Origin of the sequence: Sphingomicrobium sp. XHP0239 (genome assembly GCF_039555325.1) — a bacterium.
Lineage (GTDB): Bacteria > Pseudomonadota > Alphaproteobacteria > Sphingomonadales > Sphingomonadaceae > Sphingomicrobium > Sphingomicrobium maritimum.
In genome coordinates this window covers 124270-139950 of record NZ_CP154608.1, presented here as the reverse complement: position 1 = coordinate 139950, position 15681 = coordinate 124270, and the positions used below count along the sequence as shown (strand labels likewise).

17 protein-coding genes are annotated in these 15681 nt (G+C 66.6%); 15 read left to right on the top strand and 2 right to left on the bottom strand.

Features of this window, described 5'->3' with window-relative positions; genetic code table 11:
• The first annotated feature begins 110 nt into the window (after positions 1-110).
• The 7 genes from WJT74_RS00715 to WJT74_RS00685 all read left to right on the top strand — a co-directional run bounded on the left by WJT74_RS00715 (position 111) and on the right by WJT74_RS00685 (position 4855).
• Positions 111-668, top strand: coding sequence for an EF-hand domain-containing protein (locus tag WJT74_RS00715; RefSeq protein ID WP_343345681.1), 558 nt, complete (start codon positions 111-113; stop codon positions 666-668).
• Positions 669-738: 70 nt separating this feature from the next.
• Positions 739-1443 (top strand): response regulator transcription factor, encoded by a 705-nt coding sequence (locus WJT74_RS00710; protein WP_343345679.1) that lies wholly within the window; start codon positions 739-741, stop codon positions 1441-1443.
• Positions 1440-2840 (top strand): sensor histidine kinase, encoded by a 1401-nt coding sequence (locus WJT74_RS00705; RefSeq protein WP_343345677.1) that lies wholly within the window; start codon positions 1440-1442, stop codon positions 2838-2840. The genes WJT74_RS00710 and WJT74_RS00705 overlap by 4 nt, the downstream gene beginning before the upstream one ends.
• A 38-nt stretch (positions 2841-2878) precedes the next feature.
• Positions 2879-3214 carry a heat shock protein HspQ gene (gene hspQ / locus WJT74_RS00700; RefSeq protein WP_343345675.1) on the top strand — a complete coding sequence of 112 codons (336 nt, stop codon included), beginning with the start codon at positions 2879-2881 and terminating at the stop codon, positions 3212-3214.
• Positions 3215-3357: 143 nt separating this feature from the next.
• Positions 3358-3873: a 50S ribosomal protein L21 gene (gene rplU, locus WJT74_RS00695; RefSeq protein WP_343345672.1), complete on the top strand. Its 516-nt coding sequence runs from the start codon at positions 3358-3360 to the stop codon at positions 3871-3873.
• Entirely contained in the window at positions 3873-4142 is a 270-nt protein-coding gene (gene rpmA, locus WJT74_RS00690; protein ID WP_343345670.1) for a 50S ribosomal protein L27, read from the top strand. The genes rplU and rpmA overlap by 1 nt, the downstream gene beginning before the upstream one ends.
• A 176-nt stretch (positions 4143-4318) precedes the next feature.
• Entirely contained in the window at positions 4319-4855 is a 537-nt protein-coding gene (locus tag WJT74_RS00685) for a GNAT family N-acetyltransferase (protein WP_343345668.1), read from the top strand.
• Positions 4856-4880: 25 nt separating this feature from the next.
• On the opposite strand, the gene WJT74_RS00680 is transcribed toward WJT74_RS00685, so the two are convergent.
• Entirely contained in the window at positions 4881-5801 is a 921-nt protein-coding gene (locus tag WJT74_RS00680; protein ID WP_343345666.1) for a metal-dependent hydrolase, read from the bottom strand.
• 41 nt (positions 5802-5842) lie between these two features.
• Here WJT74_RS00680 and WJT74_RS00675 point away from each other — a divergent pair, with 41 nt between their 5' ends.
• The 8 genes from WJT74_RS00675 (at position 5843) to lptG (ending at position 14463) form a co-directional block, all read left to right on the top strand.
• Positions 5843-6400, top strand: a complete 558-nt coding sequence (locus WJT74_RS00675) for a TetR/AcrR family transcriptional regulator (protein ID WP_343345663.1) — start codon at positions 5843-5845, stop codon at positions 6398-6400.
• A gap of 4 nt (positions 6401-6404) precedes the next feature.
• Positions 6405-7469, top strand: a complete 1065-nt coding sequence (obgE, locus tag WJT74_RS00670; protein ID WP_343345660.1) for a GTPase ObgE — start codon at positions 6405-6407, stop codon at positions 7467-7469.
• 10 nt (positions 7470-7479) lie between these two features.
• Entirely contained in the window at positions 7480-8385 is a 906-nt protein-coding gene (locus tag WJT74_RS00665; RefSeq protein WP_343345657.1) for an NAD-dependent epimerase/dehydratase family protein, read from the top strand.
• A gap of 69 nt (positions 8386-8454) precedes the next feature.
• Positions 8455-8700, top strand: coding sequence for an acyl carrier protein (locus tag WJT74_RS00660; RefSeq protein WP_343345655.1), 246 nt, complete (start codon positions 8455-8457; stop codon positions 8698-8700).
• Entirely contained in the window at positions 8697-9953 is a 1257-nt protein-coding gene (spt, locus tag WJT74_RS00655; RefSeq protein ID WP_343345652.1) for a serine palmitoyltransferase, read from the top strand. The genes WJT74_RS00660 and spt overlap by 4 nt, the downstream gene beginning before the upstream one ends.
• An 89-nt stretch (positions 9954-10042) precedes the next feature.
• Positions 10043-11980 carry a response regulator gene (locus WJT74_RS00650; RefSeq protein WP_343345650.1) on the top strand — a complete coding sequence of 646 codons (1938 nt, stop codon included), beginning with the start codon at positions 10043-10045 and terminating at the stop codon, positions 11978-11980.
• A gap of 225 nt (positions 11981-12205) precedes the next feature.
• The gene (locus WJT74_RS00645) at positions 12206-13372 is read left to right on the top strand and encodes an LptF/LptG family permease (protein WP_432215245.1); all 1167 of its coding nucleotides are present in this window, start codon (positions 12206-12208) and stop codon (positions 13370-13372) included.
• Positions 13369-14463: an LPS export ABC transporter permease LptG gene (gene lptG, locus WJT74_RS00640; protein WP_343345645.1), complete on the top strand. Its 1095-nt coding sequence runs from the start codon at positions 13369-13371 to the stop codon at positions 14461-14463. Before WJT74_RS00645 ends, lptG begins: the two co-directional genes overlap by 4 nt.
• Positions 14464-14473: 10 nt before the next feature.
• On the opposite strand, the gene WJT74_RS00635 is transcribed toward lptG, so the two are convergent.
• On the bottom strand, positions 14474-15583 hold the full coding sequence (locus tag WJT74_RS00635; protein WP_343345643.1) for a fatty acid desaturase family protein: 1110 nt from the start codon (positions 15581-15583) through the stop codon (positions 14474-14476).
• Positions 15584-15681 lie beyond the last annotated feature (98 nt).

Sequence of the window (15681 nt, the reverse complement as noted above, 5' to 3'; positions counted from 1 at the left end):
GCTGCTCGGTGCGACATTTTGCGACAAACGCGCCGCGCGCTAGGATATGGCTGCGACACAGGGACCGTAGAACCGCATCATCGACAGACACCAACAAGGACGATGTTCGCATGAAGAAGATGACGTTGATGCTCGCCGCCACGGCGCTCGCCATTCCCGCCGCCGCCGCGGCCCAGCCCAACAACCGCGCTCCGCAGGGCGACGTGACGCTCGAACAGATGCAGCAACGCAGCGCCGAACGCTTCCAGAGGCTGGATCGCAATGGCGACGGCCAAGTGTCGAAGGCCGAGATGGAGGCCCAGCGCGAAGCGCGTCGCGATGCCCGCTTCGCCCGGATGGACACCAATAACGACGGCGCGCTGACACAAGCCGAACTGGAAGCCGCCCGCGACCAGCGACAGCAGATGCGCGGCGAACGTCGCGGCGACCGGGCCGAACGGCGCGGTCAGCGCGGAATGCGCGGCATGCGCATGGGCCGCGGCGGCGGTTTCGACCGGCTCGACGCGAACGGCAACGGCTCCATCACGCTGGCCGAATTCCAGGCGCCCCAAGTCGAACGCTTCCAGCGCATCGACACCGATAACGACGGCACGCTGACGCAGGCCGAACGGCAGGCGGCACGCGAACAGATGCGCGCCAATCGCCAGAACCGCCGCGCCAACCGCTAGAGAACCCGCCACAGGCAACGCGCGCGGGGGCTGGTCACACCGGCCCCCGCTTGCCATTCCCGACCCACCGATGGCGAACCGCCCCCACCTTCTGCTCGTCGAGGACGAGCCCGCGATCCGCACGCCACTGGCGCGCTATCTCGAGCGCGAGGGGTTCCGGGTCACCCCCTGCGCCGATGCCGCCGCCGCCCGAACGGCGCTCGACGCCTACGCCTTCCACGCCGCGGTGCTCGACATCATGCTGCCAGGCGAAGACGGGCTGAGCCTCGCCCGCTCGATCCGCGAAGGCGGCGATCTGCCCATCCTCTTCCTCTCCGCGCGCGCGGAGGACGTCGACCGGATCGTGGGGCTCGAAATGGGCGCCGACGACTATCTCACCAAACCCTTCAATCCGCGCGAGCTGACCGCACGGCTGAGAGCCATCCTGCGGCGAAGCGAAGCGAAGGAAGTCGCACCCGAAGCCGGCACTCTCTACCGCTTCGAGGATTTCACGCTCGACACCGCCCGCCAGCAGCTCTTCCGCAAGGACGAGCCGGTCGACCTCACCAGCGGCGACTATCGCTTGCTCCTCACGCTCATCGAGCGGGCCGGGCGCCCGCTGTCGCGCGACCAGCTGCTCGACCTCACCAGGGGTCGCGAAGCCGACCCCTTCGACCGCGCGATCGACAATGCCGTCCTGCGGCTCCGCAAGAAACTGGGCGAACGCGGCAGCGAGATCGTGCGCACCGTCCACGGCGTCGGCTACAGTCTCGCGGTCCCGGTGGAGGGCGCGTGAAACGGCTGTCGCTCGCTACGCAAGTCACCCTGATCGTAGTGATCGCCCTTCTGGTCGCGCAAGGGGTCAGCGTCGCCATCGCGCTCGACAATCGCCGCGACCAGATGACCGAGCGCGCCGTGCGTCCCGCCGCCGAACGGATCGCACTGCTAATCGCCGATCCGGAGCGGCTGGAGCGGCGCTCGCGGATGGCCGAACGCTTTACCGATGGCGACCGCCCGCGCTTCGAACGTCGCCGGTTCCGGCGCGGCGGCGGGCCCGACGGGCGACGCGGCCAGCGCCGCTTCCTCGACGTCTCCGAAACCAGTCCCATCGCCCCCGACGCAATCAGGCTGGACGATGCCCAGCGGGCGTTTCGGACCGCGCTTTCCGACGCGGGTGTGGATGGCAGCGGTGCGCGGGTCGTACGCCTTCCGCCCCGCCCCTCGCGCCTGCGCACCGATCCGGGTCCGCCGCGGATGCTGCTGGCAGTCCCGCTCGACGATGGCCGCTGGATCAGCCTCGCCGCCCCCGGCCCCGACGCCATCGCCCCGGTGCTCGGGCGGCTGATCGTTCTGCATCTGCTGATCGGGCTGTTGATTCTCGTGCCCACCCTCTTCCTGCTGCGGCGGGTCGGATTGGCGATGGGTCGGCTGACCGCCAGTGCGGAAAGCTTCGACGGTCAGCGCGGCAGCGCATTCGTCCCCGTCGAACCCGACGGGCCGCGCGATGTCGCGGCGCTGATCCGGTCGGTCAACGACATGCAGGCGCGCATCCTCGCCATGCTCGATGAGAAGGACGTCATGCTCGGCGCGATTGGTCACGACCTGCGCACCCCGCTCACTGCGCTCCGCCTCGAGGCCGAGGGGGTCGAGGACGCCGAGCGCCGGACCGCCCTCGTCGACCAGGTCGAGCGGCTCCACGGCCAGCTCGAATCGATTCTCGAACTCGCCCGCTCCGACCGTGCGATCGCGCCGGGCAGCACGGTCGCCCCACTTTCCCTGCTGCGCAGCGTGACGAGCCGCTATCGCGAGGCAGGCCGTTCGGTCGCGCTCCACGCGGATCGCGATCATCCCTTCCCCGGCGACGAGGCCGCGGTCCGCCGCGCGGTGCGCAACCTCATCGACAATGCGCTTCGCCACGCCAATCATGTCGACCTCGTCCTCGAACGGGATCCGCAGGACCGGGTCGCGCTTCTCGTCCGCGACGACGGCCCCGGTATCCCGGCTGCCGAGCGCGCGCGGCTCAAGCGACCGTTCGAACGGGCGGAAAGCTCGCGCAATCGCGAAACCGGCGGCCACGGGCTGGGGCTGGCCATCGTCGAGGCCATCGTGCGCCGTCACGGCGGCACGCTCGTCCTCGCCGACCGCGGCGACGGCCTTCCGGGGCTCGAGGCGCGGCTCCTGTTCCCCGCCTGAACCCTTGCCGCCCCGTCCCGACCCCTTACATTGAGGGCATGACCAGTATGATTCCCGTCGCCGCCTTCGGCATCGGCGATGTCGTTCGCCACCGCCTGCTCGATTTTCGAGGGGTGATCTTCGACGTCGACCCCGAATTCGACAATACCGACGAATGGTACGATGCCATTCCCGAGGGCCTGCGTCCGCACAAGAACCAGCCCTTCTACCATCTGCTCGCCGAGAATGACGAGACGAGCTACATCGCCTACGTCAGCCAGCAGAACCTCGTCGCCGACGGTGCGGACGAGCCGGTCGAGCATCCGGCGATCCCCGCAATCTTTTCCGGCTTCGAACCCGGCCATTACCACCTGCGCCCCGAACGGCGGCACTAGAGGCGCTTTGCGCCGCTTTTTCGGTGACAATCGGTTGACTTCGCGCCGCCCATTCCATAGGTGGCCCCATCCCCTCGCGCCGGATGTTTCAGACCGAACGCGTCACGGCGCGGGAAAACGCTAATTATTGAAGAGAAAAGCCAATGTTCGCAGTCGTGCGCACGGGCGGCAAACAATATCGGGTTGCCGCCGGAGACAAGATCGTGGTCGAGAAGATCGACGGCGAAGCCGGTGACGAGATTACCCTCGACGATGTCCTGCTCGCGGGCGAAGGCTCGGACCTCAAGTCGACCGACGGCCTGACCGTCGGCGCCAAGGTCATCGCGCAGGCCAAGGGCGAGAAGGTGACCGTCTTCAAGAAGCGTCGCCGCCACAACTATCGCCGCAAGCGCGGCCATCGCCAGCAGCACACGATCCTCGAGATCGTGTCGATCGGCGGCGAGAAGAAGAAGGCCGCGCCCAAGAAGGCGGCCGACGCGAAGACCGACGACAAGCCGGCCGCGAAGAAGGCGCCCGCCAAGAAGGCGGCGAAGGCCGACGACCCGAAGAAATCGACAAAGGATGCTGCACCTGCTAAGAAGGCGGCAGAATCGAAGAAACCCGCCGCGAAGAAGGCTCCTGCGAAGAAGCCCGCGGCCAAGAAGACCGAGAAGAAGTAATGGCACATAAGAAGGCAGGCGGCTCGTCGCGTAACGGCCGCGATTCCAATCCGAAGTATCTCGGCGTCAAGAAGTTTGGCGGCGAACGCGTCGTCGCGGGCAACATCATCGTGCGCCAGCGCGGCACCAAATGGTACCCGGGCACGAACGTCGGCCTCGGCCGCGACCACACGATTTTTGCGCTTATTGACGGCCAAGTCACGTTTCGTGACGGGAAACTTGGCCGCAAATACGTCCACGTCGAAGCGATGGGCGAAGCAGCCGAATAACAGGACCTCGTCGATAAAGGACCGGTCCAAACAAGGACGGTCCGGACAACAAGACAAAAGGGAGAAGGGACCGTCCGCGGTCCCTTTTCTTTTTGGGATCGTCACGAAAGCGTCCTCGCCTTCTCCCGGACGTGTCACGAGCCCCCGATAGGGGCCCGCGCGAGGGAGACGAGACGATGTTCGCGGTGACGGAGAATTTGCTGTTGCGCCCCGGCTGGGCCGAAGATGCCGAAGCGGTTGCCGCCGCGATCGCCGACAAGGGGATCGTCCGCAATCTCGCCAGCGCACCCTGGCCCTACGGCATCGACGACGCCCGCGAGCATCTCGCCCGCATGGCCGCGGCTTCGCTTCCCGTGATGCTCGTCACCACCCGCGCCGATGCGCGGATCGTCGGCATCCTCGGGTTCGACCGGATGGCCGACGGCTCGATCGACATGGGCTATTGGATCGCCCGCTCGCACTGGGGCAAGGGCTACGCCACCGAAGCGGGCCGCGCGGGGCTGGAGATCATGCGCACGCTCGGCCACCGCCGCATCGAAGCCGGCCACTTCATCGACAATCCGGCCAGCGGCCGGGTGCTGCGGAAGCTCGGCTTCGTGCCCACCGGCGACACCGTCATGCGCACGAGTTGCGGCCGTGACGAGGAAGTCGAAGTGGTGATGTACGCGCTCGACCTGACGGCCCAGGATCGGGACCAGGTCGCGGCGGCGTAGCGATCGCCGCCGCGAAAAAGGGTTCTCAGGCCGCGACCGCGCGCCGCACCTTGCGTCCGTTGCGCTCGAATTTGTGCGCGCCGCTTTCCTCGTAGGCGGCGATCAGTTCGCGATCGTCGTCGTTCCACGGGTGAAAGCGCGGCAGGAAGAAGGCCGCCCACGCGCCCAGGATCTTGCGGAACATGCCCGGCGCGACGAACCCGTAGCGGAACAGGCCCCATTTGGCCTTCCAGCCGGTAATTCCGTCCTGCTCGAGCAGGTAGAGCGCCCCGCGGAACCGGTCGGGGAAGAAATGGCTGGTCACGAACAGCATGACCTTGGCCTTCACGCTCCACCGCTTCCACCGGCTCCAGCCACGCGTCGCGTGCAGCCACGTGTCGTAGGCCACGCCCTTATGCTCGATCTCCTCGGCGGCATGCCATTTCCACAATTCGCGCGTCGCCTCGTCCGCCCCCTCGAGGTGGCGGGGATCGGCAAGCAGTTCGTGCGCGAGGATCGCGGTATAATGTTCCAGCACCATCGTCGCCGCGAGGCTGGCGATCTCGGGCTTGTCGTTCAGGATCTCGATCCGCTCGTGTACCCGCGCGTACAGCGGCTCCATGTCGTAGCCCGCCTCGTGAGCGCGCTTGTTGAACGCGTCATGTTCGCGGCTGTGAATCGCCTCCTGCGTCGTGAACGCCTTGATGTCGGCCGCCAGCCGGTCGGGCGTACCCTCGGCGAACTTGCGGACCGAGCGCACGAAAAAGGCCTCGCCTTCGGGAAAGGTCGCGGACAGCGCATTGTACATCGCGGTCGCGAACGGGTCGCCGGAATGCCACCAGCGGGCCGTCGCCTCGTCCTTGCCGAACTGGCGGTCGCGCGGCGTGATGGTCAGGTCGGCGGGGGTAACGGTTGCGGTCGTCACGAAAATGCTCCTAGGGACTGTCTTCAACCATAAGATGGACATTACTGACATTTATGTCAACAACCTTACCCATCCGTAAACGCATGACGCCCGAGGAAAGCCGGGTCGTCGCGGTCGACGCGGCGCGCGAACTGCTGCGCTCCGAAGGCGCGGCGGCGGTGACCCTGAAGGCGGTGGCGGGCCGGATGGGCCGTACCCACGCCGCCTTGCTCCACCATTTCGGATCGGTCGATGAACTCCACGCCGCCCTGGCCGACGAGATCGCGCGCGAAGTCGCGACCAGCATCGCCGGCTCGATCGGCCGCTACCAGGCGGGGCAGGTCAAGCTGCGTTCGGTCGTCGAGAATATGTTCGCCGAATTCCGCGAACAGAAATTCGGCGAACTCATCGCCTGGGTCGTCCTGTCGCGCCGCCGCGAGGCGCTCGAACCCGTCGAACGCGCCATCGCCAGCGTGATCGACCAGATCAGCCGGCCGGGCGAAAAACGCCCGCTCGACCGCGCCACCCTCGGCCTCGTCCTGTTCGCGATCGGCGACGCGCTCGTCGGCGACGAGGTCGCGCGCGCCTGCGACCTGCCCCCCAGTGCCGCACACGAGATTGCCGTCCGGCAGATCCTCGCCGTCCTCCGCGAAAGGCTCTAGACCGATGGCCCATTTTCTCGACCAGGCGAAAATCTTCATCGCGAGCGGCGCCGGCGGACCCGGTGCCGTCAGCTTCCGCCGCGAGGCGCATATCGAATTCGGCGGCCCCGACGGCGGCAACGGCGGCAAGGGCGGCGACATCGTCTTCCGCGCCGTTCCCGCGCTGAACACGCTGATCGACTTTCGCTACACGCAGCATTTCAAGGCCCCGCGCGGCAAAGGCGGCGCGGGCCGCAACCAGACCGGTGCTGGCGGCAAGAATCTGATCATCGACGTCCCCGTCGGGACCCAGATCCTCGCGGACGACGAGGAGCGCAGCCTGATCGCCGACCTCGAGAAGGAAGGGCAGGAAGTGCGCCTGCTGCACGGCGGCATCGGTGGCCGCGGCAACCTGTCCTACAAGACCTCGACCAATCGTGCCCCGCGCCAGCACCAGCCGGGGATGCCGGGCGAGGAAGCATGGGTCTGGCTGCGCCTGAAACTGCTGGCCGACGTCGGCCTCGTCGGCCTTCCCAATGCGGGCAAGTCCACGCTGGTCAACGCCGTGTCCAACGCCAAGGCCAAGACCGGCGCCTATCCCTTCACGACCATCCATCCGAAGCTCGGCATGGTTCATCACAAGGGCCGGGATTTCGTGATGGCCGACATCCCCGGACTGATCGAAGGCGCAGCGGAAGGAGCGGGGATCGGCGACCGGTTCCTCGGCCATGTCGAACGCACCAAGCTGCTCGTCCACCTCGTCGATGCCGATGGCGGCGATCCGGCGAAGGCCTATCGCACCGTCCGCGACGAGCTCGAGGCCTATGGCGAGGAGCTGGAGGACAAAGCCGAGATCGTCTGCCTCAGCCGCGTCGATACGGTCGACGAGGACGTGCTCGCCATCGCGCGCGATGAATTGGCCGGCGTCGGCGTCACCGATGTGCTCGAGGTCAGCGCCATGACCGGCACCGGCATGGGCACGCTGCTCGACTGCATCGCCGAACTGCTTCCGGAAAAGAAAGCGGCCGGAACCAGCGACGACAGCGGCTACGGCGACGAGCCGGAGGAGCCGGACTGGTCTCCGCTGTGAGGATGGCGGAGTGACCCTCGCCGTCACCGGTGCGACCGGCTTCGTGGGCGGTCGCCTGCTCGCGCTCGCGGCCAAGAAACACCGCCCCCTCGCCTGCCTGACCCGCCGTCCGCAGGAACCGCGGGACGGCGTGACCTGGGTCGAAGGCGACCTTCACGATCCCGCCGCGCTGGCCCACCTCTGCGACGGTGCCGATGCCGTCATCCACATTGCGGGCGTCATCAACGCCCCCGATGCCGAGGGCTTCGAGCGCGGCAATGTCGAGGGCACGAAGAACGTGCTTGCCGCCGCGAAGGACGCCGGCGTCTCCCGCTTCGTCCATGTCTCCAGCCTCGCCGCCCGCGAACCCTCGCTCTCGCTCTACGGAGCGTCGAAGGCGCGTAGCGAAACCGCCGTGAAGACCGCCGGGCTCGACCATGTCATCGTCCGCCCGCCCGCCGTCTACGGCCCCGGCGACCGCGAAACGCTGGAGCTGTTCAAGATGGCGCGGCGCGGAATCGTCATGCTGCCGCCGCGGGGCAAGCTGTCGCTGATCCACGCCGACGATCTGGCGCGGCTCCTGATCGCCCTCGCCGACGGTGCGGGGCGCAGCGGCCTCGTCCTCGAACCCGACGACGGCACCGCCGATGCGTGGACCCATGTCGCGTTCGCCAAGGTCCTCGGCCGCGCCGTGGGGCGCGGCAACGTCACCCTCTCGATGCCCAAGCCGATCGTCGAGGCGGGCGCCCGGATCGACCGGATGCTGCGCGGAGACAAGGCCAAGCTCACCCCCGACCGCGCCGCCTATTTCTGTCATCCCGACTGGGCCGTGAACCCATTGAAACGGCCCGAACCCGACCTGTGGCAGCCGCAGGTCGCGACCGAGAAGGGGCTCGCCGACACCGCTGCCTGGTACCGCGAGGCGGGCTGGCTGTAGCGCCTTTCCGGCCCTCTTTCCGCCCCATTCCATTGCCATTGGCCGCGCCGAACCTTAGGAAAAACCGCCATGACCGACCGTAACGACGTGAAGACCCGCGTCTTCAAGCTCATCGACGACTTCAACAAGAAGGGCGTCGAGGTGACCGAGGAAACCCGCTTCGCGCAGGACCTCGAATGGGACAGCCTCACCGTTCTCGACTTCGTCGCCGAGGTGGAGGACGAATTCGACATCCTCATCACCATGAACCAGCAGGCCGAGATCGAGAAGGTCGGCCAGCTCGTCGACGCCGTCACGAAGATGGTCTCCGAATGAGCGGCACGGGCAGCGATCTCCCGGTCTCCGCAGCGCCGACCCCCGACGATCATCGCGGCGACCTGTTCGACAAGTTCCAGCCGCTGATCGACCAGCGCGAGGCACTTCTTTCGACCGGGGTCACCGATCCCTTCAGCCTGGTAATGGAGGAGGTCGTCTCCCCCACCGTCGCCATGTGCAACGGGCGCGAGACGATCCTGCTCGGCACCTACAATTACATGGGCATGACCTTCGATACCGACGTGATCGCGGCGGGCAAGAAGGCACTGGACGACTTCGGCTCCGGCACGACCGGCAGCCGCGTCCTCAACGGCACCTACGCCCCCCACAAGGACTGCGAAGCCGCGCTGATGGAGTTCTTCGGAACCGATCATGCGATGGTCTTCTCGACCGGTTATCTCGCCAATACCGGGATTATCAGCACGATCGCGGGGAAGGAGGATTACATCATCCTCGACATGGACAGCCATGCGTCCATCTTCGATGGCTGCGCGATGGGCGACGCGCAGATCGTCCCCTTCCGCCACAACAGCGTCGAGGCGCTCGAGAAGCGCCTCAAGCGGCTCCCGCCCGAAGCGGGCAAGCTGGTCATTCTCGAAGGCGTCTATTCAATGCTCGGCGACGCCGCGCCGCTCGCCGAGATGGTGCCCCTATGCAAGGAACATGGCGCGATGGTGCTCGTCGACGAAGCGCATTCGATGGGCTTCATCGGCGAAAATGGCCGCGGCGTCGCCGAGGAACAGGGCGTGTTCGACGACGTCGACTTCATCATCGGCACCTTTTCCAAATCGGTCGGCACGGTGGGGGGCTATTGTGTCTCCAACCATCCCAAGTTCGAAATCATGCGACTGGTCAGCCGGGGCTACGTGTTCACCGCCTCGCTGCCGCCCAGTGTCATGGCCACCGCCGCCACCTCGATCCGCAAGATCATGTCCGCATCGGACAAGCGCGCGCATCTGTGGAAGAATTCGCGCCGCCTTCATCGCGGCCTCAAGGACCTCGGCTTCCAGCTCGGCACCGACGAACCCCAATCGGCGATCATCAGCGTCATCATGCCCGACCTCGAACGCGGCGCGAAGATGTGGGAGGCGCTCCTTCACGAGGGTCTCTATGTCAATCTTGCCCGCCCGCCCGCCACGCCTGCGGGCATGACGCTGCTGCGCTGTTCGCTCTGCGCGCTCCATACCGACGAGCAGGTTGGAGAGATTCTCGGGATGTTCGAACGCGCCGGCAAGGCAGTCGGAGCGATCTAGACTTGGCCAATTCACCCGTTCGGCCTATGAATCAATCGTCTATGTCTGACGGGGAACATAAGGGCGCGGCCGATTGGCGTCGCGTAGGGGTGGCCGCCATCGCCGCGGTCGCCATGATTGCGCTGGTCGTCACCATCTGGCTGGTCGCGACCTCGTCCGAAATGCGCGACGAGGCGATGCAGCGCGAGCGCAGCGCCTACGACGTCACGCTGCTGACCCGCACCATCGACGCCAGCATCTCGCGCTCCGAGGCCGCGCTCGGCCGCTTCGTCCTCGACGAGGAGAATGAAAGCGGCAATCTCTACCAGGACAATTGGCGACTTGCCCGCCAGCAACTCAATCAGCTCTATCGGCTAACCCTCGACAATCCCGAACAGGCGCAGCGCGTCGCCGTCCTCATCGACCTGTTCCGTGCTCGCGACGCGGAATTGAGCGCCGCCGCCCGCGCCGCCGCCGCGCAGGAACGCGAAGGGGGCATCAACCTTTTCTACGCCGCCGGACGGTCCGACACCGGCCCGCTGCTTCGCCGCCAGATGCAGGACATCGCGGCCGCCGAACGCGACACGCTCGTCAATTCGATCGACCAAACGCGGACGTTCTCGGCGCGCGCCAATTCGCTCAACAACTATCTCATCGTTCTCGGCATTCTCGCGGGATCGATGGCGGTCATCCTCGGTGGCTTCGCGTTCGAGGTGTTCCGCCAATATGCCCTCACGCGCAAACAGGCGGAGAGCGAGACCGAACGCGCCAGCGTGCTGGAAGAGGCGGTCGCCGAACGCACCGCCGAACTGCGCTCCGCCAACGAGGCGCTGCGCGCCGAAGCCGAAGAACGCGCCACCGCCGAAGCGCAGCTACGCCAGGTGCAGAAGATGGAGGCCGTGGGCCAGCTGACCGGCGGCATCGCGCACGATTTCAACAACATGCTCGCGGTGGTCGTCGGCGGGCTCGATCTCGCCCGTCGCCGCATCGACGGGCCACGCTCGGAAGTCCTCAACCATTTGTCGAACGCCATGGACGGCGCCAATCGCGCCGCCGCGCTCACCCGCCGACTCCTCTCCTTCGCCCGTTCCGAGCCGCTACTTCCCGAAGCCGTCGATCCGGCGGCGATGATCGACGCCATGCGCGATCTCCTCGACCGGTCGCTGGGCGAGCAGATCACCATCCGCTACGACGTCGCCCCGGGTGTCTGGCCGGTCTTCGTCGATCCGCACCAACTCGAAAACGCGCTCCTCAACCTCGCCCTAAACGCGCGCGACGCGATGCAGGGCGAAGGCGATCTCATCATCCGCTCGGAAAACGTCCGCCTCGGCACCGACCAGGTCGGGTCGCTCCGCGCGGGTGAGTATATCCGTATCGCCGTCGTCGATACGGGGTCCGGCATGACCGACGAGGTGCGCGAACGCGCGTTCGAACCCTTCTTCACCACAAAGGAGGTCGGCAAGGGAACGGGCCTCGGCCTCAGCCAGATCTTCGGCTTCGCGCACCAGTCGGGCGGCGACATCGGCATCGACAGCGTCGTGGGCGAAGGTACCACCGTCGCCATCTACCTGCCCCGCGCCGAAGGCGTCGCCGACAACGTGCATCTTCACCCCGCCGCCGCGCAGACCGCCACCGACGATGCCGATCCCGTCTGCGTCAACGCGCGCATCCTGGTGGTCGAGGACGATCAGCGGGTCCGTACCGCCACCATGGGCGCGCTCGAGGACCTCGGCTACGATCCCGTCGCTTGCGCAAGCGGCGCGGAGGCGCTGGCGCTGTTCGAACCGGACCGCTTCGACCTCGTCATCTCGGATGTCATCATGCCCGAAATGACCGGTCCGCAGATGGTGACCGAACTCAAGCGGCGACAGGCCGACATCGCCGTCCTCTTCGTCACCGGCTACGTCGGCGAAGGCGACAATGACGAACTTCGCGGCTACGAACTGCTGCGCAAGCCCTTCACCGTCGGCGCACTGTCCGCGGCCGTGACCGAGACGCTGCGCCGCGCGACGGGCTCCGACGACACCCGCGCCACCGGAACCGCCTGACCGCGTCCGCGCGCCCCTTGCGCCGGACACCCGGTCTTTCCACATGATTGACACTCGCTCCCGTCGGAAGGCACAGGCAACGCGCGGCCGCCGCCCCGTGTCCGGACCACCCGCTGCCGGGTGAACGCGGCGATTTCGTGGTCGCATACTGGAATGGGAGCCCCCGTGGCGCTGATCGACCGCTATCTCGCCAAGACCATCTTCGTGCCCCTGCTCGGCACGCTGATGCTGGCCGCGATGCTGCTGGTGCTCGACAAGATCCTGCGCCTGTTCGATTTCGTCATCGACGCTGGCGGCCCCGTCAGCGTGGTGTTCGAACTGCTCGCCAACTCGCTGCCCGAATATTTCGCGCTCGGCATCCCCATCGGATTGCTCCTCGGCGTGCTGCTCGCCTTTCGCAAACTGGCCCTGTCGAGCGAACTCGACGCCTTTCGCGGCATCGGGGTCGGTTATGGGCGGATGCTCCGCGTCCCCTACATCTACGCCATCGCGATGCTCGCGCTCAATCTCTTCATCGTCGGGTTCGTCGAGCCCTATGCCCGCTACAATTACGAGGGGCTGCGCTTCGACCTGCGCTCGGGCACGCTCGGCGCGTCGATCAAGGTCGGCGAATTCAACCGGCTGGGCGACATCACCTTGCGCATCGACCGGTCGGAGGACGACGGAATGCAGCTGCAGGGCATCTTCGTCGCGGTCCAGAACGACGAGATGGACGTCGCCGCCACCGCCAGCGCGGGCGAATTCCTTGCCACCGACGATCCCGACACGATCATCTTCCGCCTGCGCGACGGACGCCTGATTCAGGACGACAGCAATTTCGCCACCCCGCGGACTCTCTCGTTCGAGACCTACGACCTGCCCGTCAGCCTGCCGGAGGTCGGCGCCTTCCGTTCGCGCGGGCTGGAGGAGATCAAGGAACTCTATCTCCCCGAACTCGCCCGCGTCGCCTATCTGCAACCGGGCGTCGATCCCGAACGCCAGCTGGCCGCCCGCGCCAACCTGCATTTTCGATTGGTCGAAGTCCTGATGATGCTGATGCTGCCGTTGCTCGCCGTGGCGCTGGCGGTGCCGCCCAAGCGCTCGTCGTCCTCGCTGGGCATCTTCATCGCGATCGTGATGGTGGTGACCTATCACAAGATCAATCAGTGGGCAGAAGGCGCGGGCGCGCAGGGGCGGCTCAATCCCGAACTGGCGCTCTACGTCCCCTTCTTCCTGCTCGTCGTCCTCATCGGCTGGATGTATCACGTCATCGCCCACCGTCCCGGGGGACAGCCGATCGGCGCGCTCGAGGCGGTATTCGCCAAGCTCGGCAAGACCGTCCGCAAGCTCCTTCCCGATCCGCGCGCCCGCGCCCGCCAGCGCCGCGCCCTCGCCGATACGCGAACCGCATGAACTTCGATTTTCTCCCCAGCCGCGCGATCGCGCTCTACATGATCAAGCTGTTCGTGACGCGCAGCCTGGCGGTCCTGCTCGCGCTCATCATGGTGCTCTTGATGCTCGACCTTCTCGGCGAATCGAGCAAGATTCTCGGGGTCGAGGGCAATACCGAGGCCGACCTGTGGCGCTACGCGGGCCTGCGCCTTCCGATGCTGGTGACCCGCTTCCTGCCCTTCTCGGTGCTGCTGGGCTGCCTCATCGCCTTCGCCAGCCTCAACCAGAACAGCGAGGTCGTCTCGATGAAGGCGGCGGGCCTGTCCGCGCACCAGATCCTCGCCCCCATGATCCTCGCCGCGAGCGTGGTGGCGGCGGGCCTGTTCGTGTTCAACGAGACCGTCACCGTCGATGCCGCGCGGATCGTCAATGTCTGGAAGGATGCCGACTACGAACCCGTCGAACCCGAAACCGGCGAATATGCCGACATCTGGTTGAGCCAGGACGAGACGTTGCTTCACGCCCGCCGCGCCGCCGGCGACGACGCCGACTTCCGCCTCACCGACCTCACCCTCTATCAGCGCGAGAACGGGAGGATCGAACGGATCGTGGAGATCGACCGCGCGCGCCCCGCGGGCAACGCCTGGGCGTTCGAGGGCATCTCCCGCTACGACGCGCAGATGGCGCTCGTGACCGAAGCCGACGAAGGCCGCGGCCTCGAGGGACTGGAGCCGCAACAGTTCCGTCTCGCCAAGGTCGACCCCGAGGCGATCGACATCTTCACGCTCAAGGGCACCATCGAAGATCTGGAGGCCGCCGAACTGCCGACGACCTTCGCGGAGGCCGGCTGGTGGCACAAGATCACCGGACCGCTCTCGACCGTCCTCATGCCTCTCCTGGCGGCGGTCGCGGCGTTCGGTCTGGCGCGCTCGGGCCAGCTCTTGCTGCGCGCGGTGATCGGAATGGCGTTGGGGTTCGCGTATTTCGTGACCGACAATCTCGCGCTCGCGCTCGGCAATGCGGGTGTCTATCCGCCCTTGCTCGCCGCATGGGGGCCCGTCGCGCTGTTCGCCGCGCTGGGCGAGACGATCCTGATCCGGTCCGAGGAGTAGATCGCGCGCCCTAGCGGCGTGCGAACGACTGGCGCGTCAGGTTGGCGATCAGCACCCACAGCCCCGACCGGCTCGTCTTGTGATAGGACGAATCGGCCTCCAGCTCGCGCACCAGCAGCCGGTGCGCCTTGCCGAGGTTGTGATAGGGCACGCCCGGCAACAGGTGATGCAGCGCATGATAGCGCAGGCCCACCGGCGCCCACAACGCGGGCAGCAGCGCGGGCGGCGGCACGTTCACGCTGTCGAGATACTGCTGGGTCACGCTCATCGGCTGGCGATCGTCATTTTCCCAGAAATGCGCGACCAGCGTGCGCAACTGGTTGATCCCCATCATCCCGCACGCCACCGCCATGAAGGTCGCGAAGGCATGCAGCGGCAAGGTACCGGTCACGACCAGCGCCAGCAGCGTCCAGGCCCACATCGTCCCGCCCACTTCCTGCAGCGTGAAGCGCCGCGCCGCATCGCCCTCGGGCCACGCGCGGCGGAAATCGGGATTGACCTGCAGCCCCGAATATTTCTCGACCACTTCCTTGCGCAGCCGCTTCGAGAAGAAGCTCAACGGCGCCAGCACGGCGAACCGGAACAGCAGGAGGAACGGCGCGAAGGTGCCGTAGATCATGAACAGCGGCAGGCTCCACGGCTTCATCGAGGCGAGCGGGAGATATTCGGGATCGTCGATCGTCCCGAACTTGGTCTTTGCATGATGCTGGTTGTGCACGCCCTCGTACATGAAACTGGGCGCGAACAGCGGAATCCCGACGAGCAGGTTCCAGACGGTGCGGAAATGAGGAAGATCGCCCTTCTTGATGTGCGCGATCTCGTGGATGAAGCTGCCCGCGCGATAGATGGCGAGGATCGCCACCACGCCCAGCGCCAGCTTCCAGGCCAACGCCGTCGTCCCCATCGCTCCGATGAGCGCGCCGTAGCCGATCACCACCGAGGCGATCAGATCGCCCCAAAACACCTTGGCATCGGGCCGGTTCAGATCGCGCGTCAGGCTCGCCGCCGCCTTCAGCATCGACACGTCGTCGTCCACCCGTCCGCGCGTGGGGCGCGGCGGCGCGACATTGTCGTCGATACCCGCATGGTCGGGCGAAAAGGCGTGTCGTTCCAGATTCATCCACAGATTTCCTAGGGTCGGGCGCCGAACTATGCCGCAAATACGGCACGAACAAGGCGGCGCAGACCCGATATGGGGACCGGTCTGGCAGGTGCAAC

Bases quoted from the DNA above. Each gene is read 5' to 3' on its own strand.
- WJT74_RS00715 (WP_343345681.1), top strand. From the start codon at position 111: ATGAAGAAGATGACGTTGATGCTCGCCGCCACGGCGCTCGCCATTCCC.
- WJT74_RS00710 (WP_343345679.1), top strand. From the start codon at position 739: ATGGCGAACCGCCCCCACCTTCTGCTCGTCGAGGACGAGCCCGCGATC.
- hspQ (WP_343345675.1), top strand. From the start codon at position 2,879: ATGACCAGTATGATTCCCGTCGCCGCCTTCGGCATCGGCGATGTCGTT.
- rplU (WP_343345672.1), top strand. From the start codon at position 3,358: ATGTTCGCAGTCGTGCGCACGGGCGGCAAACAATATCGGGTTGCCGCC.
- rpmA (WP_343345670.1), top strand. From the start codon at position 3,873: ATGGCACATAAGAAGGCAGGCGGCTCGTCGCGTAACGGCCGCGATTCC.
- WJT74_RS00685 (WP_343345668.1), top strand. From the start codon at position 4,319: ATGTTCGCGGTGACGGAGAATTTGCTGTTGCGCCCCGGCTGGGCCGAA.
- WJT74_RS00680 (WP_343345666.1), bottom strand. From the start codon at position 5,801: ATGTCCATCTTATGGTTGAAGACAGTCCCTAGGAGCATTTTCGTGACG.
- WJT74_RS00675 (WP_343345663.1), top strand. From the start codon at position 5,843: ATGACGCCCGAGGAAAGCCGGGTCGTCGCGGTCGACGCGGCGCGCGAA.
- obgE (WP_343345660.1), top strand. From the start codon at position 6,405: ATGGCCCATTTTCTCGACCAGGCGAAAATCTTCATCGCGAGCGGCGCC.
- WJT74_RS00660 (WP_343345655.1), top strand. From the start codon at position 8,455: ATGACCGACCGTAACGACGTGAAGACCCGCGTCTTCAAGCTCATCGAC.
- spt (WP_343345652.1), top strand. From the start codon at position 8,697: ATGAGCGGCACGGGCAGCGATCTCCCGGTCTCCGCAGCGCCGACCCCC.
- WJT74_RS00645 (WP_432215245.1), top strand. From the start codon at position 12,206: ATGCTGGCCGCGATGCTGCTGGTGCTCGACAAGATCCTGCGCCTGTTC.
- lptG (WP_343345645.1), top strand. From the start codon at position 13,369: ATGAACTTCGATTTTCTCCCCAGCCGCGCGATCGCGCTCTACATGATC.
- WJT74_RS00635 (WP_343345643.1), bottom strand. From the start codon at position 15,583: ATGAATCTGGAACGACACGCCTTTTCGCCCGACCATGCGGGTATCGAC.